Origin of the sequence: Rhizobium sp. CF080 (genome assembly GCF_000282095.2) — a bacterium.
Classification (GTDB): Bacteria; Pseudomonadota; Alphaproteobacteria; order Rhizobiales; family Rhizobiaceae; genus Neorhizobium.
This window is the reverse complement of sequence record NZ_AKKC02000002.1, coordinates 516,608-531,658: the sequence shown is the minus strand read 5'-3', so window position 1 is coordinate 531,658 and position 15,051 is coordinate 516,608. Positions and strand designations below refer to the sequence as shown.

Genomic DNA, 15,051 nt, shown 5'->3' with positions numbered 1-15,051 from the left:
CGCACTCCTCCTCCCAGCGCCTTGGATGGGACCGACAACACCTCCTCCTCCCAGTTGTTGGTCAGTATCGGAAACCCGGCGCACCTCCTCCCGCGCCGGGTTTTCTGTTTTATGGCCCTTGAAATCGCTGGTGATTTCCCTTTTCAAAGCGCCGCTTACTTTTCCCGATCTTGACCTTTTGGCGCTAAGCCCCTATTTGGTTCGCCATCGATATTTGTTTGATAGCCAGCACTAAGCGCCTCGCGGCGTTTGCGACGATCTCTCTTCAAATACGAAACTTCAACGTTCCACGCGCTCGGGCGTGGAATAGTCGGTCATATTTGCAAGGGAAAGGCATCGTTATGGCTACCGGTACTGTAAAGTGGTTCAACGCAACCAAAGGCTACGGCTTCATTCAGCCTGACGACGGTTCGCAGGACGTATTCGTTCACATCTCTGCCGTTGAGCGCGCCGGCCTCGGCCAGCTCAAGGACGGTCAGAAGATCTCCTACGAACTGGTCAGCGACAAGCGTTCGGGCAAGGTTTCCGCAGACCGCCTCCAGGGCGCATGATCTGCTGAAGACCTTGAGGTCTTGATAGTGCGAAAGGCCGGCTCGTCCGGCCTTTCTGCTTTTTGGAAATGCCGCGTTTTCATTGTTTAGAAAAATTCTAAACTTTACCTCTTGTAAATGGAAATCGCAGTTCCCACTTACCGTACAATAGCGTTTCCGACGCACCGCATGGTCGGGCTCCAAAAAAGCTTCAGCGACCATGTGTGTTACGGCAAATACGGGCGACCGTGCCGTCCTGAGGCAGTTTCCATATCCGCGTTAACGGAATGTTTACCGAGCCAAGAGACGATGACCGCTAGAGCCGTGGTGATCTGAGAAGGTCGAAAGCGGCCGCGTCGGAAATGCTTGTCCCATCTAGAGTGACCACGGATGTACTGGCACCAATGAATGGGGGTGGAAAGGTCGGGCTTGCCCCGGCCTTTTTGTTTTCAAGGGCCTGATGCGGAGACGCGTCAGGCCCTTTTCAGTTTCAGGCACTCTCGGCTCCAGTTCAGGCCGCGAGCGCCGCGATGATGCGCGCCCAGGAGCGGATACCCTTGTGGAAGGAGCGCAGGTCGTATTTTTCGTTCGGCGAGTGGATGCGGTCGTCGCTGAGGCCGAAACCGACGAGCAGCGATTCCATGCCGAGCGTCTTCTGGAAATCCCCGACGATCGGGATCGATCCGCCCACACCGACGACCAAAGCCGGCTTCGGCCATTCTTCCGAAAGCGCCGTCTTCGCCTTGGTGAGCACCGGGGAGTCATAACCGAGCTGGATCGCCGGCGAGCCGCCATGCTTCAGGAACTCCACCGAGCAATCGGCAGGGATCTTCGAGCGCACATAGGCGCGAAAACTCTCGCGGATCTTTTCGGGATCCTGCCCGCCGACGAGACGGCAGGACACCTTTGCCGAAGCCTTAGAGGCGATGACGGTCTTGAAACCCTGGCCCTCGTAACCGCCGCTGATGCCGTTGAATTCGCAGGTCGGCCGCGCCCAGAGAAGTTCGAGCAGCGACCGGCCCTTTTCGCCGGCCAGTTCCGACAGCCCAACTTCCCCAAGAAAGTCGTCGCGTCCGCTGACCAGGCTTTCCCATGCAGCCTTGATGTTGGACGGGGTCTCCTCGATGCCGTCATAAAAGCCTTCGAGCGTCACGCGGCCGGCATCGTCATGCAATCCGGCGAGGATTTTCGACAGAATCTGGATCGGGTTTGCGGCTGCACCGCCATACATGCCGGAATGAAGGTCGCGGTTGGCGGCTGTAACGATGATTTCCTCGCCGACCAGACCGCGCAGCGACGCGGTAATCGCCGGCGTATCCGTGTCCCACATGCCGGTATCGCAGACGAGCGCGTAGTCTGCCTTCAGCTCGGCAGCATTGGCATCGAGGAAGGGTTTGAGCGACGGCGAGCCGGATTCTTCTTCGCCTTCGAAGAGGATGGTGACCCGCACCGGCAGCGAGCCGTGCACATCCTTGTAGGCGCGGCAGGCTTCGACGAAGGTCATCAACTGGCCCTTGTCGTCGGCAACGCCGCGGCCCGTCACAACCTTGCGGTCGGCGCCAAGTTCCTTGACCTTGGGATCGAAGGGATCGTCTTCCCACAGCTCGATCGGATCGATCGGCTGGACGTCGTAATGGCCGTAGAACAGCACATGCGGCGCGTCGGCGCTGGCGCCCGGGTGATGGCCGACGACCATCGGATGGCCGGCCGTATCACGAACCGAGGCCTCGAAACCGAGATCCTTCAATTCGGCCACCAGCCATTCGGCAGCCTTGCGGCAATCCGGCTTGAAGGCGGGATCGGTGGAAATCGACTTGATGCGAACGAGGCCGAACAGGCGCTCGAGGCTTGCGGGAAGATTCTGGTCGGCGCGGTCGAGGACGGAGGAAAGATCGGTCATGCGGAATCCTGTCTTGAGATGCGAGACCCTTGAGCCCAGGAGGCGGGAAGCGGCCCATCGTTTCGGATGCCCGACCTTGTTAGCAAGTCAGGGGCGGCGGAGACAATGGCAAAGACGGCAAGGGCGGTCGGATGGTCAGAGAGGCCGGCTCTTCCATCCCGCGCAGGACAGGCGTCTTAGCCGGAACGCGTAGCCCTGCGGGCGAGCCTCTCAATCGCCTGAAAGGCAGGAACGGCAAGCGTGCCGAGCGCCGCCGTGATCGAAAGCGACCAGAGAAAGCCCAGCCATTGCATGGAGAGTGCCAGGACGAACGGGGCGATTGCCGAGACGATCAGTCGGGCCGACATCATCTTGCCCTGCAGTTTGCCGTAGCCGTCGCTGCCGAACAATGTCAGCGGGAGGGTTCCGGTGACGATGCTCAAGAGCCCGCTGCCCATGCCGAAGATGACGGCAAAAAGCATCGCTCCGGGCACAGACGGCGCCGTCAGGACAAGGACGAGAACGCCCGCCGGAAGCAGCGCCGCCGCGATCAGCGCGAGGCGAAGGGGGGGCAGGTTGCGGCCAAACGTCATGTTGATAAGCCGGCTAAGAACCTGGGAGGGGCCGAACAAGGTGCCGACAAGGGCAGCGCTCGTGCCGAGGCCGAGGCCCGAGAGCAGCGGAACCATGTGGACGAGCACAGCGGAGCCCACCAGCGACTGCAGCGAAAAACCGGCGACCATCAGAGTGAAGCCGATGAACCGCTGCTCGGGCGTCAAAATGCCCTCGGTGCGGGCGGGGAGGGGGGCAGATGTCGCCTTTCGCCGCGTGGCACCATGCGAAAGCCAGGCATGCAGCGGCAGGCAGACCAGGAGGTTGAGCGCCGCGAAGACCAGATAGACGTTTTGCCAGGAGAGATGGGCATGCAGCGCGGCGGTGATCGGCCAGAAGATCGTCGAAGCGAAGCCGGCAATCAGGGTGAGATAGGTGATGCTGCGTTGCGCGACCTGCGGCCGAAGCTGCACCAGGAGGGCGAAGGCTGCGCCATATTGCACGAGATTGGCGGCCACCTCGATCGCAATCAGCGCCACGACGAAGGTGGCCTTGCCGGGCGCCATGGCGCAGGCCACCAATGCGGCAGCCGCGGTGGCCGAGCCGATGGTCATTACCCGGCCGGCGCCGATCCGGTCGAACAGGGCGCCGAGCCACGGAGCGGTGAGCCCACCGATCAGAAGCGCGACTGAAAGCGCCCCGAAGATCCATTCGCCGGACCACGAGAAATGCGCCGCCATGTCAGGCGCAAGGATGCTGAAACTGTAATAGAGGGTGCCATAGCCGATGATCTGCGTGACGCCGAGCGCGACGACCGCGGCAACGGGCATGCGTTCAGACAATGCGCCTGCCCTCGGCATCCAGTACCTGCTCGCCGTCTTCCTTGGCGAACGGTCCCTTGTGACTGTCCGGCAGAATGTCCAGGACGAGTTCCGACGGCCGCGCCAGGCGCGTGCCCCGGGGCGTGATGACGAACGGGCGGTTGATCAGGATCGGATCCTTCAGCATCGCGTCGAGCAATTGATCATCGGAAAGCGCCGGGTCGTCGAGACCGAGCTCCGCATAGGGCGTGCCTTTTTCGCGGATCGCCTGCCGCACGGTGAGACCCGCATCCGCGATCATTGCGGCGAGCTGGTCGCGCGCCGGCGGGGTCTTCAGGTATTCGATCACGGTCGGCTCGATGCCGGCATTGCGGATCATGGCCAGCGTGTTGCGCGAGGTGCCGCAATCCGGATTGTGATAGATGGTGACGTCCATGGTCATTCTGCGCCCTTTATGTGTGCGAGCGGTTGGGTGAGAGGTTTGGTCTCCGAAAGCAGCCAGCCGGTCAGCAGCAGAGCCGCCAGCGCACCCACGCTCTCGGCCAGGATGAAGCCCGGAAGGTCGGCAGGCCGGATTCCGGCAAAGGTATCGGTGAGCGACCGCGCCAGCGCGACGGCCGGATTGGCAAACGAGGTCGAGGCGGTGAACCAGTAGGCGGCGGTGATATAGAGGCCGACCAGCCATGGAATAGCCTCGGAACGGAACCGGATTCCGGCGAGGATCGTGAGGACCAGCCCGAAAGTGGCGACCACTTCCGCCAGCCATTGGCCCGGTCCGGTCCGGATCGTGGCGGATACCTGCAGGAGCGGTAGATCGAACATCGCATGCGCCAGGATGGTCCCGGCGACGCCGCCTGCGATTTGCGCGAGGATATAGAAGAATGCCACACGGGCGGTCATCTCGCGCCTGAGGGCAAACACCATGGTGACCGCCGGATTGAAATGCGCTCCGGAAATCGGCCCGAGCAGCGTGATCAGGACGACAAGAATTGCGCCGGTCGGAAGGGTATTGCCGAGCAGCGAAACCGCCGTGTCCTCCGACAGCCGGTCGGCCATGATGCCGGAACCGACCACGGTCGCGACCAGCATGGCGGTGCCGAGGGCTTCGGCTGTCAGGCGGCGGGGCAGGTCGAACATGGCTCTCAGCCCTCCACCGGGACAGATCCAGGGGCGCAGCAGGCGGCCACCTCGGCGGCAGGCGCGCAGATTTCCGGATGCCCGGCGCAGCAATCTTCCATCAGGAAGCGGACGAGGCCGCCCAGCCCTTCGAAATTGGCGGAATAGATGATCGAGCGGGATTCCCGCTGCTGGGAGATGAGGCCGGCCCGGTCTAGTTCCTTGAGATGGAAGGACACGTTCGACGGCGATACGTCCAGCCGCTCGGCGATCGTCCCGGCCGCCATGCCGGCCGGTCCGGCGACGACCAGCATCCGGACAATCTGCAGGCGGGTGTCCTGCGACAGGGCTCCGAATGATGCGAGGGCTTGACGTTCATCCATATTTCAACAATCCTTGAATCATTGAAATAAGGAGTAACGCAGATGAACGCGATAGACAAGCCGGTTCTGCAGGACGACATCAGCCTGGGCCTTCTGCTCGACACATTGGCGGGCGCCAGCGACCAGCCGCTGGTCTTCCACTACGACGGACGGCCGGTAAAGCCGGGCTACCATGTCACCGAGGTCAAGGCGGGGCAGTTCTCGGCACTCGATTGCGGCGCCAATCCGGAAACCTGGTCGGAAATTTTCGTGCAGCTCTGGGATATCGAGGAAGATGACCGCACGCATATGACGGCGGGCAAATTTTCCGCGATCATCCGCAAGGTGTCCGAGCATGTGAACATCGACGGGTCGGCCAAGTTGACGTTCGAAGTCAGCGACGGGATCCGGCCGATGCAGCTCTACTGCGCTTCGACGCCTGTCCTTCGGAACGGAGCATTGCATGTGGAACTGGCCGCGCGCCCAGCGAGCTGCAAACCCCGCGACCGGTGGCTGGCGGAGGAAACCCGCGCAGCGGCAGCATGCTGCGGACCGTCCGGCCGAGCCAGCGCCTGCTGCCCGTGATCACGCAAGTCGGCCACGAGGACGTCCTTGGCTTTAGATCTTGCGGGCGTTCTCGACGATCATCCGCATGTATTCGATCATCAGTTCCTGCTCGAAGCGACGGAATCCCGAGAAAAGCGCGGCATCCGCTTCGGCAGCCGCTTCGACGGCCTGGACTTCCAGCTCGCGGCCGAGCGGGGTCAGTGTGATGATCTGCGCGCGACGATCGTTCGGATGGGGGGTGCGCTGGATGAGCCCGTCGCGCTCCATGCGGGCGAGCGTGTTGGCAAGAGTCGCCTGTTCGACTTCCAGCTTGTCGAGGAGCTGCTTCTGCGTGAGGCCGTCTTCCTGCCAGAGTTCGAGCAGCACGGGAAACTGGCCGGGAGAAAAGCCAAGCACCATGGCTCGCTTCTGCAGAGAGCGCGCAAAGCCTTTGGCGAGTTGGCCCGCCAGGTATGTCGCCGAATGCGAGCGGTCGAATCCCATGGCTTGGTCTTCATCCCTCCCTGAACGAGCCCGTTTGCGAGCGCTATCCACTGGATATATCGCACGCCATGCTTTTGCCAAGCCTGTGCGAAGATGGGGAAAATGACAAGTCTTTCCTGCGAAAGGACAATAAAAAACCGCCACGGCAGGGAGGGGACGGCCGTGGCGGTTCTGATGGAAGGACAAAGGCCCGGAGAGGGGGATAGGCCTTTGTCCGGCCTGGTGCGGCGGGGGACAAGCCGGCTGCCAGACTGCGGCGTGATCAGTCGCCGGTGACAATGAAATGTGGGGCCGAACGCGGGTTTTCAAGAGATATGCATATTACAAATCGGTAACGTTCCAGTGAGGCGCGGGAGGTGCTGCGGGGCTCAAGTTTTCGTGGACGGATGAAGTGCCCCACGCTATTCCTTGCGCCATGAAAAAAGGCGATCATCTTTTCCTTATCGACGGTTCAGGCTTCATTTTTCGCGCCTTCCATGCGCTGCCGCCGCTCACCCGCAAATCCGACGGCCTGCCGGTCGGCGCCGTCTCCGGCTTCTGCAACATGCTGTGGAAGCTGCTGACCGATGCGCGCGACACCTCTGTCGGCGTGACGCCCAGCCATTTCGCGGTCATCTTCGACTATTCGGCCAAAACCTTCCGCAAGGAACTCTACGACGCCTACAAGGCGAACCGTTCGGCGCCGCCGGAAGAGCTGGTTCCGCAATTCGGCCTGATCCGCCAGGCGACCCGCGCCTTCAACCTGCCCTGCATCGAGACCGAAGGTTTCGAGGCTGACGACATCATCGCGACCTATGCCCGCCAGGCAGAAGCGACCGGCGCCGATGTCACGATCGTCTCGTCCGACAAGGACCTGATGCAACTCGTGACGCCGAATGTCCACATGTACGACAGCATGAAGGACAAGCAGATCGGCATTCCCGACGTCATCGAGAAATGGGGCGTGCCGCCGGAAAAGATGATCGACCTGCAGGCGATGGTCGGCGATTCGGTCGACAACGTGCCGGGCATTCCGGGCATCGGCCCGAAGACGGCAGCCCAGCTTCTCGAAGAGTTCGGCGATCTCGACACGCTGCTTGCCCGCGCCGGCGAGATCAAGCAGGTGAAGCGCCGCGAGAACATCGTCGCCAATGCCGATCTGGCGCGCCTGTCGCGCCGGCTCGTCTCGCTTCGGCTCGACGTGCCGCTGGATCTCGATCTCGATGCGCTGGTGCTGGAGCCGCAGGACGGCCCGAAACTGGTCGCCTTTCTCAAGACCATGGAATTCGGCACGCTGACGCGGCGTGTCGCGGCCGCCTGCAACTGCGATGCCGATGCCATCGAACCTGCCGTCGTGAATGTCGAATGGGGTGAGGCCGCCCGCGGCCCGGATCTCGATGCCGGCGGTGCGGCAGCGGTCGATACCGGCGAGGCGGCGGCCGAAGCGCCTGCAAATCCGGCCAAGGCGCCGGTCGCCAAGGGCACCGGAGAAGCCACGCCTTCGGAATTTGCCAAGACCCGCATCGAAGCTTTTGCCAATGCCAAGCTCGACCCCAGCTGCTACGTGACCATTCGCGACCTCACGGTGCTTGACGACTGGATCAAGGCCGCGCGGGAAACCGGGCTCGTCGCCTTCGATACGGAAACCACGTCGCTCGATCCGATGCAGGCGGAGCTGGTCGGCTTTTCGCTGGCGCTTGCCGACAATACGGCCAACCCCTCAGGTCTCGAAGTCCGCGCGGCCTATGTACCGCTCATCCACAAGACGGGGGTCGGCGACCTGCTGGGTGGCGGGCTTGCCGAAAACCAGATCCCGACGCGCGAGGCTCTCGCACGGCTGAAGCCGCTTTTGGAGGATCCGTCGGTTCTGAAAGTGGCTCAGAATCTGAAATACGACTATCTTGTAATGAAGCGCCACGGCATTACCGTCGAGGGTTATGACGACACGATGCTGATGTCCTATGTGCTGGAGGCCGGCAAGTCGAACCACGGCATGGATGCGCTGTCGGAACGCTGGCTGAACCACAAGCCGATCACGTTCAAGGAGGTCGCGGGCAGCGGCAAGGCCGGCGTGACCTTCGACTTCGTCGACATCGACAAGGCGACGGCCTATGCGGCGGAAGACGCCGACGTGACGCTACGTCTGTGGATGGTGCTGAAACCGCAGCTGGCCGCCGCGGGACTTACACGCATCTATGAGCGGCTGGAGCGACCGCTGGTCTCCGTGCTCGCCCGCATGGAAGAACGCGGGATCACCATCGACCGGCAGATCCTGTCCAGGCTTTCCGGCGAGCTCGCCCAGCGCGCCGCCGCCTTCGAAGACGAGATCTACGAACTCGCGGGTGAGAAATTCACCATTGGCTCGCCGAAACAGCTCGGCGACATCCTGTTCGGCAAGATGGGTCTGCCGGGTGGCGCCAAGACCAAGACTGGTCAGTGGTCGACTTCGGCAAGCGTGCTCGAAGACCTCGCGGCGGAAGGTCATCCGCTGCCGCGCAAGATCGTCGACTGGCGCCAGCTCACCAAGCTGAAATCCACCTATACCGATGCGCTGCCGGGTTACGTCCATCCCGAGACGAAACGGGTCCACACCTCCTATGCGCTCGCTTCGACGACGACCGGCCGCCTGTCCTCCTCCGAGCCGAACCTGCAGAACATTCCGGTGCGCACGGCGGAAGGCCGCAAGATCCGCACCGCCTTCATCTCGACACCCGGCCACAAGCTGGTTTCCGCCGACTACAGCCAGATCGAGCTGCGCGTGCTGGCCCACGTCGCCGACATTCCGCAGCTGCGTCAGGCCTTCTCCGACGGGATCGATATTCACGCGATGACGGCCTCGGAAATGTTCGGCGTGCCGGTCGAGGGCATGCCGAGCGAAGTACGCCGCCGCGCAAAGGCGATCAACTTCGGCATCATCTACGGCATTTCCGCCTTCGGGCTGGCCAACCAGCTGTCGATCGAGCGTTCGGAAGCGGGCGATTACATCAAGAAATATTTCGAGCGCTTCCCGGGCATCCGCGATTATATGGAAAGCACCAAGACTTTCGCCCGCGAGAACGGCTATGTTGAAACCATCTTCGGCCGCCGGGCGCATTATCCGGAGATCAAGTCCTCCAACCCTTCGGTGCGCGCCTTCAACGAACGGGCGTCGATCAACGCGCCGATCCAGGGTTCGGCCGCCGATATCATCCGCCGCGCCATGGCGAAGATGGAGCCGGCGCTGGAAACGGCCGGGCTGAACGGAAGGGCCCGCATGCTGCTGCAGGTGCATGACGAACTGATCTTCGAGGTCGAGGACGAAGAGATCGACAAGACCCTGCCGGTGATCATCTCGACCATGGAACACGCGGCCATGCCGGCGATCTCGATGCGGGTACCGCTGAAGGTGGATGCCCGCGCCGCCAGCAACTGGGACGAGGCGCACTGAGCTTGAGGCTCAGTGTTCCCGCGGATAAAGAGACAGAAGCGCGGTCGACAGCAGCTCGTCGGCATAGGTGCAGGCGGTGAGCCGCGCATCGTCGTGCATATTCATTTCGTGGCAACGCTGGCGAACGGTCTCGAGAATGAGATTGCTGATCCCGCGGGCATGTTCGACATCCGCGTTTTCGGACGTATCCATGGCGAGCGCCAGGGCCGTCATGGAGACGATTTCCAGAACAACGATGCGCGCTTCCAGATCGACGGCTGCTGCCCCATCGGGATGTTGCCCGTCACGCGGCTTGCTCTGGCCCATAACATTTCCTTCTACTAATATAAGGAAGGTCACATAGAGCCGGATCAGGGACTTTAAAGAACAGCGAGCAAGTTTTTCGCTAAAATTGTCTCTAGTCTGCAAAACATCCGTTGAGAGCCTCGACCAAGGCCCTGCCGGCATCTTCCAGCGATCCGCTATTGTCGATCGTCACCACGTGATAATCGCCGGTGACTGCAAGCGAGCTTCGTTCGAGCCGGCCAAGGATTTCCTCGCGCGTCTCCCGTCCGCGTGCTTCGAGCCGAGCCGCGAGCACGTCCAGGCTGGCGGTGATATTGACGACCACCAGCGAGGTATAGGCTTGCCTGAAGCGGGCGAGCGCGGAACGCGAACCGTTGGCGATGACGAGCTTGCCTTGCGCGACAGCGTCCCTGGTTTCGACCGGAATGCCGTATCGCAGTCCATGCGCAGCCCAGGAGACCGCGAAGCGGCCGGCCCGTTCCAGGGCCTCGAATTCGGTTTCGGAAACGCCGTCATGGTCTTCGCCGCCAGCGGCGGCGTCGCGGGTGATGACCCGCCGCGCGAAGACAACGTCATCGCGCCCCTCGAAGAACCGGGCGGCATAGGCCATCAGCGTGTCCTTGCCGGCGCCGCTCGGGCCGACGACGGCGACCATGCAGCCGCTTCGAGCCCGCTCCGTTCCTGCCGGTGCGGTGTCCATCAGGCGACCCGCCGGCCTTCCCGCCAGACGGCGCGGGAGACCGGAACGCCCTCTTCGTGATGGACGCGGACGATATCGGCGCGCAGACCCGTCGCGATCCGGCCGCGATCGTCGAGGCCAACGGTGCGGGCGGGCGTCGACGTCACCATCGCGAGCGCCTTCGGCAGCGAGATGCTCTCCACCTCGTCGGCCAGCACGAAAGGCGCATGCAACAGGCTGAGCGGTACATAGTCGGAGGAGAGCACGTCGAGCACGCCGCGCTCGGCAAGGTCGCGGGCGGCGATATTGCCGGAATGCGACTTGCCGCGAACGATGTTCGGCGCCCCCATCAGCACGCTCATTCCCGCTCCGTGCGAGGCCTTGGCGGCATCGAAACTGGTCGGGAATTCCGCCAGCCGGACGCCGTTGTCGATCGCCTCGTCCACATGGGAGAGCGTCGCGTCGTCATGGCTTGCGACGGTGATGCCGCGCTCGGCGCAAACCTTCGAGATCGCCGCGCGATGCGGCGTCGCGTTGCGTGCCGATTCTCCCTGGCGTTTGGCCACGAAGGCGGCGAATGCCTCGTCGCTGAGGCCGCGCTTCTTCTGGTAGTACAGGGTGTACTGATCCATCGTCTGGAACTGCCGCTGGCCCGGCGCGTGATCCATCAGCGAGACGAGCCGCACATGCGGATCGTTCTCGAAGTCGACGAAATGCTCCATGCAATTGTCGGCGGAGACCTCGCAGCGCAGGTGCAGGAAATGTTCGGAGCGCAGGCGGCCGTCCGCGCCGGCGGCGGCAATCGCATCCGCCATGGCGCGCATCTCGCCATTCGCAAAGCCGCCGTCCTCGTCGGCGCCCATGCGCAGGCAGTCGAAGACGGTGGTGATGCCGGACGTGGCAATCTGTGCGTCATGGGCCTGGATCGCCGCCGTGGTGTTCCAGCGCACGCCCGGACGTGGCGAATAGTGCTGTTCCAGATGATCGGTATGGAGTTCGACCAGGCCGGGGATCAGGTAGTCGCCCTCGAAATCCTCGCCGGTATGGACATTGCCTTCCGAAACGTCGGTGATCTTGCCGTTCCGGATCTGGACGGAGCCGGAGATCACGCCGTCCTCGAGCACGATGCGGGCATTGGTGAGCACGAGTTCGACGGTCATGATGCGGTCTTTCTGTTTTCGAAGCCGGACGCCAGCGCAAGCCAGCGGTGGGCGATAAAGGGAGCGCCGCGCTCGGGCTCGACGAAAATGGCGAGCCCATCGACGGTCAGTGGCGCGTTGGCGAAATCGGCGAAGCGGCGGTCGAGCTCGCGGCGCATGACCGGCGCCTCCTCGGTCGGGACCTGGCCGGTCAGCGTCATGTGGAAGCGGAATTCGTCCATCACATAAGGATAACCCCAGCGCACGAGATTGGCACGCTGAGCCGAACTCAGCGTGTCGGGCTTGCGCCGGGCGATATCGGCTTCCGACAGCGGCGCGCGAAAATGTTCGAATTCTTCGACGACGCGTCCGGCGTAATGCTGGAGCTCGGGGTAAATCGTATCGGGAACCAGCGCGAAGAACCGCCCCAGCTGGCCGACGATGACGTTCGGGATGTCGAAGACCGGCGTCTCTGCGGCGAACCGCTCGGCGGCATGGATCAGCTCGGCTTCCGTCCGGTCGGGATGCAGTTCGAACGGCGCCTTGAGCGTCGCGTGAAAGGCGTAGCGGCGCGGATCGGCGGTCAGTTCATGGACGGTGTCGCGGGACAGGCCTTCGACATCGGGCGTCGGAAACGTCTCGGCGGTGAAGGCGTCGCGGCCGAGCCAACGCGCAGCCGCTTTCGTCAGCGGATGGTTTTCAGCGGGCGAAAAATACAGAGCGTAGCGCAAGATGGGATTCCGGAATCAGGAGAATGCCGGCCGACCTTACCTGTCCGCCGGCTCGCAAAACAGGACCCCCGGCTAAAAGATTTCCATGACAGAATGATGATAATCCGGCCTGTCAGTGACCCTTTTTACCCATGACGCGCGAACGCAGTGCGTTCGAGAGGTTGTCAAAGACGAAGACCACCAGAAGGATCAGCAGCACCATGTAGGCGACCTTGTCCCAGTCGGCATTGGTCTTCATGGATTCGAGCAGTTTCAAGCCGATGCCGCCCGCGCCGACGGCGCCGATCACGGTCGCCGAACGGGTGTTGGACTCCCAGAAATACAGCGATTGCGAGATGAAGATCGGCAGGACCTGCGGCACGACGCCGTATCGTTGTACGATGACCGGGGCTGCACCCACCGACTTGACGCCCTCGCGCTGCTTGTCGTCGACGTTCTCCAGCGCTTCCGAATAGACCTTGCCGAGCGCACCGGTATCCGTGAAGAAGATGGCGGCGATCCCCGGCAGCGGCCCCGGGCCGAAGGCGCGGGTGAAGAACAGGGCCCAGATCAGCATGTCGATGGAGCGCAGGAAGTCGAAGAGGCGCTTCATGCCCCAGTTGACCGGCCGGCTCGTGGTGATGTTGCGCGCCGCGACGAAGGCGAGCGGGAAGGCGAGGAGGGTGGCGAACAGCGTGCCGACGAAAGCCATGACCAGCGTCTGCATCAGCTTGGAGAGAATATCGCCGTGCTGCCAGCTGCCATTGTTCAAGAAATTGTCGAGCGCCAGCGAGGCGTTGGACTGGGCCGGATCGATGCGCTCGCCGAAGAACATCAGCCCGGCCACACCGGTGAAGCTGCGGCCCCAGAACGGCGATTGCGTGTCGAAGAAGAAATTCGCCCAGCCGAGGAAGCGCCGTTGGACATAGACCTGGTTGCTGCGGATTTCCGCCTGGCCGGCAAAGCCGAACCGGACATTGACCTTGTTATCGTCCTGCACCATCCGCGCCGGCGCACCGGCCGGCAAAATCGCCCGGTCCCCTTTGATCGCTACGGGATAGAGCTTGCCGTCGATATAGACGTCGACCTGGCTCGGGGTTACGTCGAGCCGGTCGTCGTTACCGAAGATCACGGTGTAGCCGCCGTTGGAGGCAGGCTTCAGCCAGTCGATCGCCGCACCCTCCGGATATTGCCGGCGGCTCGTCCATTGCGGGACGACCTGACCGTTCTGGAAGCGCAGGCGGGGCTGCGCGCGCCATGAATACCAGTCCTGGAGGTAGATCCCCGCGCGGTCCCAGTTGCCGTTCACGAAGGTCGGGATGACGTTGAAGAAGGAGAAGCAGAAGGCGAGGTAGACGAAGACCGCGACGGCGGCGATCGCCAGGCCCCAGCGCTGCATGAAGCTGCGGTGAAAGGCTTCCGGATAGGCGTCGAGCAGGCGTTCGCGATCGGCGGCATTGACGGCGAGATTGGACATCAGGCAGCTCCCCGGCCGAATTCGAACGATTGCTTGCCGATCAGCCGGCGGCGCAGCCAGGCCGAGAACTGGTCGACGCAGATGACGGTAACCAGCAGGAGGATGATGATCGCATAGGTCTTGGCGGCGTGGTCGCGGCCGATCGACAGGCTGAACACTTCCCCGATGCCGCCGCCGCCGACGGCGCCGATAATGGTCGAGGCGCGCACGTTGATTTCGGTCCGCAGCAGCGTGTAGGAGACGAAATTCGGCAGGACCTGCGGCAGGATCGCGAAACGGACGCGCTCGAGCCAGCTGGCGCCGGAGGCCCGCAGGCCCTCGTCAGGCTTCATGTCGGCATTCTCGACCACTTCGAAGAACAGTTTTCCGAGCGCGCCGATCGTGTGGAAGGAAACCGCGATGATCGCCGCGATCGGACCGATCGACAGGATGGCGGCCAGCAGCCCGGCGATGACGATTTCCGGGAAGGCGCGCATGATTTCCATGATCCGCCTCACACCCCAGCGCACCGCCCGCGAGCCGACGAGGTTGGAAGAGGCGAAGAAGCAGAGCAGGAAGGCGCCGGTCGAACCGAGAATGGTCGAGACGATCGCGATATTGAGGGTGATGGCGAGCTGATAGAAGAAATTCGGAATGTAGAAACTGTCGGTGATCCACACGCGGTCGCTCGTGTAATCGAACTTGATCGATCCGTCGGCATAAGGCGACGGCAGGTCGAACATCGCGCGAAAGATTTCCAGCGGGCTGTTCGGCACGAAGCTTTTGATGAAATCGAAGAAATAGGGAAGGCGTTCGAAGAACTTGCCGGAATTGGCGTTGTTGGCGAAATCCAGCGACGCAGCGAGAACGATCAGGAAAACGACGATGGAGACGACGGTATAGATCCGCCGGGTCCGCACCTGTTGCTGATAATGATCGAGGATGGTGCGGGAGCTTTCCTGCAGCCCGCTGAACTGAGCGGGTCCGGCCACGTGCGCCATTCTGGGCATCCTTGTTGAACGAGCGGCGGCATCGTCATGATACCGCCGCAGGATATTGGTCAGAC

The 15,051-nt window shown here is 62.6% G+C and carries 15 protein-coding genes; 3 read left to right on the top strand and 12 right to left on the bottom strand.

What is annotated here, in order from left to right; translation table 11 throughout:
• The first annotated feature begins 341 nt into the window (after window positions 1–341).
• Window positions 342–551 (top strand): cold-shock protein, encoded by a 210-nt coding sequence (locus PMI07_RS03860; RefSeq protein ID WP_007754264.1) that lies wholly within the window; start codon window positions 342–344, stop codon window positions 549–551.
• Between the two features lie 490 nt (window positions 552–1,041).
• On the opposite strand, the gene PMI07_RS03855 is transcribed toward PMI07_RS03860, so the two are convergent.
• The 5 genes from PMI07_RS03855 to PMI07_RS03835 all read right to left on the bottom strand — a co-directional run bounded on the left by PMI07_RS03855 (window position 1,042) and on the right by PMI07_RS03835 (window position 5,281).
• Window positions 1,042–2,430 (bottom strand): M20/M25/M40 family metallo-hydrolase, encoded by a 1,389-nt coding sequence (locus tag PMI07_RS03855; protein ID WP_024163537.1) that lies wholly within the window; start codon window positions 2,428–2,430, stop codon window positions 1,042–1,044.
• A 176-nt stretch (window positions 2,431–2,606) separates the two neighbouring features.
• Window positions 2,607–3,791 carry an arsenite efflux MFS transporter ArsK gene (gene arsK / locus PMI07_RS03850; RefSeq protein ID WP_081760632.1) on the bottom strand — a complete coding sequence of 395 codons (1,185 nt, stop codon included), beginning with the start codon at window positions 3,789–3,791 and terminating at the stop codon, window positions 2,607–2,609.
• Window positions 3,792–3,795: 4 nt separating this feature from the next.
• Window positions 3,796–4,224, bottom strand: coding sequence for an arsenate reductase (glutaredoxin) (arsC, locus tag PMI07_RS03845; protein WP_007774873.1), 429 nt, complete (start codon window positions 4,222–4,224; stop codon window positions 3,796–3,798).
• Window positions 4,221–4,919, bottom strand: coding sequence for an MIP/aquaporin family protein (locus PMI07_RS03840; protein ID WP_007774874.1), 699 nt, complete (start codon window positions 4,917–4,919; stop codon window positions 4,221–4,223). Before PMI07_RS03840 ends, arsC begins: the two co-directional genes overlap by 4 nt.
• 5 nt (window positions 4,920–4,924) lie before the next feature.
• On the bottom strand, window positions 4,925–5,281 hold the full coding sequence (locus tag PMI07_RS03835; protein ID WP_007774875.1) for a metalloregulator ArsR/SmtB family transcription factor: 357 nt from the start codon (window positions 5,279–5,281) through the stop codon (window positions 4,925–4,927).
• A gap of 42 nt (window positions 5,282–5,323) precedes the next feature.
• Between PMI07_RS03835 and PMI07_RS03830 the strand changes: the two genes are divergently transcribed.
• Entirely contained in the window at window positions 5,324–5,845 is a 522-nt protein-coding gene (locus PMI07_RS03830) for a DUF6428 family protein (protein ID WP_024163535.1), read from the top strand.
• Window positions 5,846–5,878: 33 nt separating this feature from the next.
• Here PMI07_RS03830 and PMI07_RS03825 read toward each other — a convergent pair whose 3' ends face one another.
• Window positions 5,879–6,310 (bottom strand): MarR family transcriptional regulator, encoded by a 432-nt coding sequence (locus PMI07_RS03825; RefSeq protein WP_007761574.1) that lies wholly within the window; start codon window positions 6,308–6,310, stop codon window positions 5,879–5,881.
• Between the two features lie 415 nt (window positions 6,311–6,725).
• Between PMI07_RS03825 and polA the strand changes: the two genes are divergently transcribed.
• On the top strand, window positions 6,726–9,716 hold the full coding sequence (polA, locus tag PMI07_RS03820) for a DNA polymerase I (RefSeq protein ID WP_007761573.1): 2,991 nt from the start codon (window positions 6,726–6,728) through the stop codon (window positions 9,714–9,716).
• A gap of 9 nt (window positions 9,717–9,725) precedes the next feature.
• On the opposite strand, the gene PMI07_RS03815 is transcribed toward polA, so the two are convergent.
• From PMI07_RS03815 to phnE (PMI07_RS03790), 6 genes are all read right to left on the bottom strand, one after another.
• Entirely contained in the window at window positions 9,726–10,022 is a 297-nt protein-coding gene (locus PMI07_RS03815) for a hypothetical protein (protein WP_007761572.1), read from the bottom strand.
• A gap of 91 nt (window positions 10,023–10,113) precedes the next feature.
• Window positions 10,114–10,701: a phosphonate metabolism protein/1,5-bisphosphokinase (PRPP-forming) PhnN gene (phnN, locus tag PMI07_RS03810; protein ID WP_007761571.1), complete on the bottom strand. Its 588-nt coding sequence runs from the start codon at window positions 10,699–10,701 to the stop codon at window positions 10,114–10,116.
• A complete protein-coding gene (locus PMI07_RS03805; RefSeq protein ID WP_007761564.1) occupies window positions 10,701–11,840 on the bottom strand; it encodes an alpha-D-ribose 1-methylphosphonate 5-triphosphate diphosphatase in 1,140 nt (379 codons plus the stop codon). The genes phnN and PMI07_RS03805 overlap by 1 nt, the downstream gene beginning before the upstream one ends.
• Window positions 11,837–12,550 carry a DUF1045 domain-containing protein gene (locus tag PMI07_RS03800; RefSeq protein ID WP_007761559.1) on the bottom strand — a complete coding sequence of 238 codons (714 nt, stop codon included), beginning with the start codon at window positions 12,548–12,550 and terminating at the stop codon, window positions 11,837–11,839. The genes PMI07_RS03805 and PMI07_RS03800 overlap by 4 nt, the downstream gene beginning before the upstream one ends.
• A 112-nt stretch (window positions 12,551–12,662) precedes the next feature.
• Window positions 12,663–14,006, bottom strand: coding sequence for a phosphonate ABC transporter, permease protein PhnE (phnE, locus tag PMI07_RS03795; protein ID WP_007761557.1), 1,344 nt, complete (start codon window positions 14,004–14,006; stop codon window positions 12,663–12,665).
• A complete protein-coding gene (gene phnE / locus PMI07_RS03790) occupies window positions 14,006–14,986 on the bottom strand; it encodes a phosphonate ABC transporter, permease protein PhnE (protein WP_007761555.1) in 981 nt (326 codons plus the stop codon). The genes phnE (PMI07_RS03795) and phnE (PMI07_RS03790) overlap by 1 nt, the downstream gene beginning before the upstream one ends.
• Window positions 14,987–15,051 lie beyond the last annotated feature (65 nt).

Excerpts from the sequence above, each read along its gene's own strand:
- phnE (WP_007761557.1), bottom strand. The coding sequence starts at position 14,006 with ATGTCCAATCTCGCCGTCAATGCCGCCGATCGCGAACGCCTGCTCGAC.
- PMI07_RS03860 (WP_007754264.1), top strand. The coding sequence starts at position 342 with ATGGCTACCGGTACTGTAAAGTGGTTCAACGCAACCAAAGGCTACGGC.
- PMI07_RS03825 (WP_007761574.1), bottom strand. The coding sequence starts at position 6,310 with ATGGGATTCGACCGCTCGCATTCGGCGACATACCTGGCGGGCCAACTC.
- PMI07_RS03855 (WP_024163537.1), bottom strand. The coding sequence starts at position 2,430 with ATGACCGATCTTTCCTCCGTCCTCGACCGCGCCGACCAGAATCTTCCC.
- polA (WP_007761573.1), top strand. The coding sequence starts at position 6,726 with ATGAAAAAAGGCGATCATCTTTTCCTTATCGACGGTTCAGGCTTCATT.
- phnN (WP_007761571.1), bottom strand. The coding sequence starts at position 10,701 with ATGGACACCGCACCGGCAGGAACGGAGCGGGCTCGAAGCGGCTGCATG.
- PMI07_RS03835 (WP_007774875.1), bottom strand. The coding sequence starts at position 5,281 with ATGGATGAACGTCAAGCCCTCGCATCATTCGGAGCCCTGTCGCAGGAC.
- arsK (WP_081760632.1), bottom strand. The coding sequence starts at position 3,791 with ATGCCCGTTGCCGCGGTCGTCGCGCTCGGCGTCACGCAGATCATCGGC.
- PMI07_RS03840 (WP_007774874.1), bottom strand. The coding sequence starts at position 4,919 with ATGTTCGACCTGCCCCGCCGCCTGACAGCCGAAGCCCTCGGCACCGCC.
- PMI07_RS03805 (WP_007761564.1), bottom strand. The coding sequence starts at position 11,840 with ATGACCGTCGAACTCGTGCTCACCAATGCCCGCATCGTGCTCGAGGAC.
- PMI07_RS03815 (WP_007761572.1), bottom strand. The coding sequence starts at position 10,022 with ATGGGCCAGAGCAAGCCGCGTGACGGGCAACATCCCGATGGGGCAGCA.
- phnE (WP_007761555.1), bottom strand. The coding sequence starts at position 14,986 with ATGGCGCACGTGGCCGGACCCGCTCAGTTCAGCGGGCTGCAGGAAAGC.
- PMI07_RS03830 (WP_024163535.1), top strand. The coding sequence starts at position 5,324 with ATGAACGCGATAGACAAGCCGGTTCTGCAGGACGACATCAGCCTGGGC.
- arsC (WP_007774873.1), bottom strand. The coding sequence starts at position 4,224 with ATGACCATGGACGTCACCATCTATCACAATCCGGATTGCGGCACCTCG.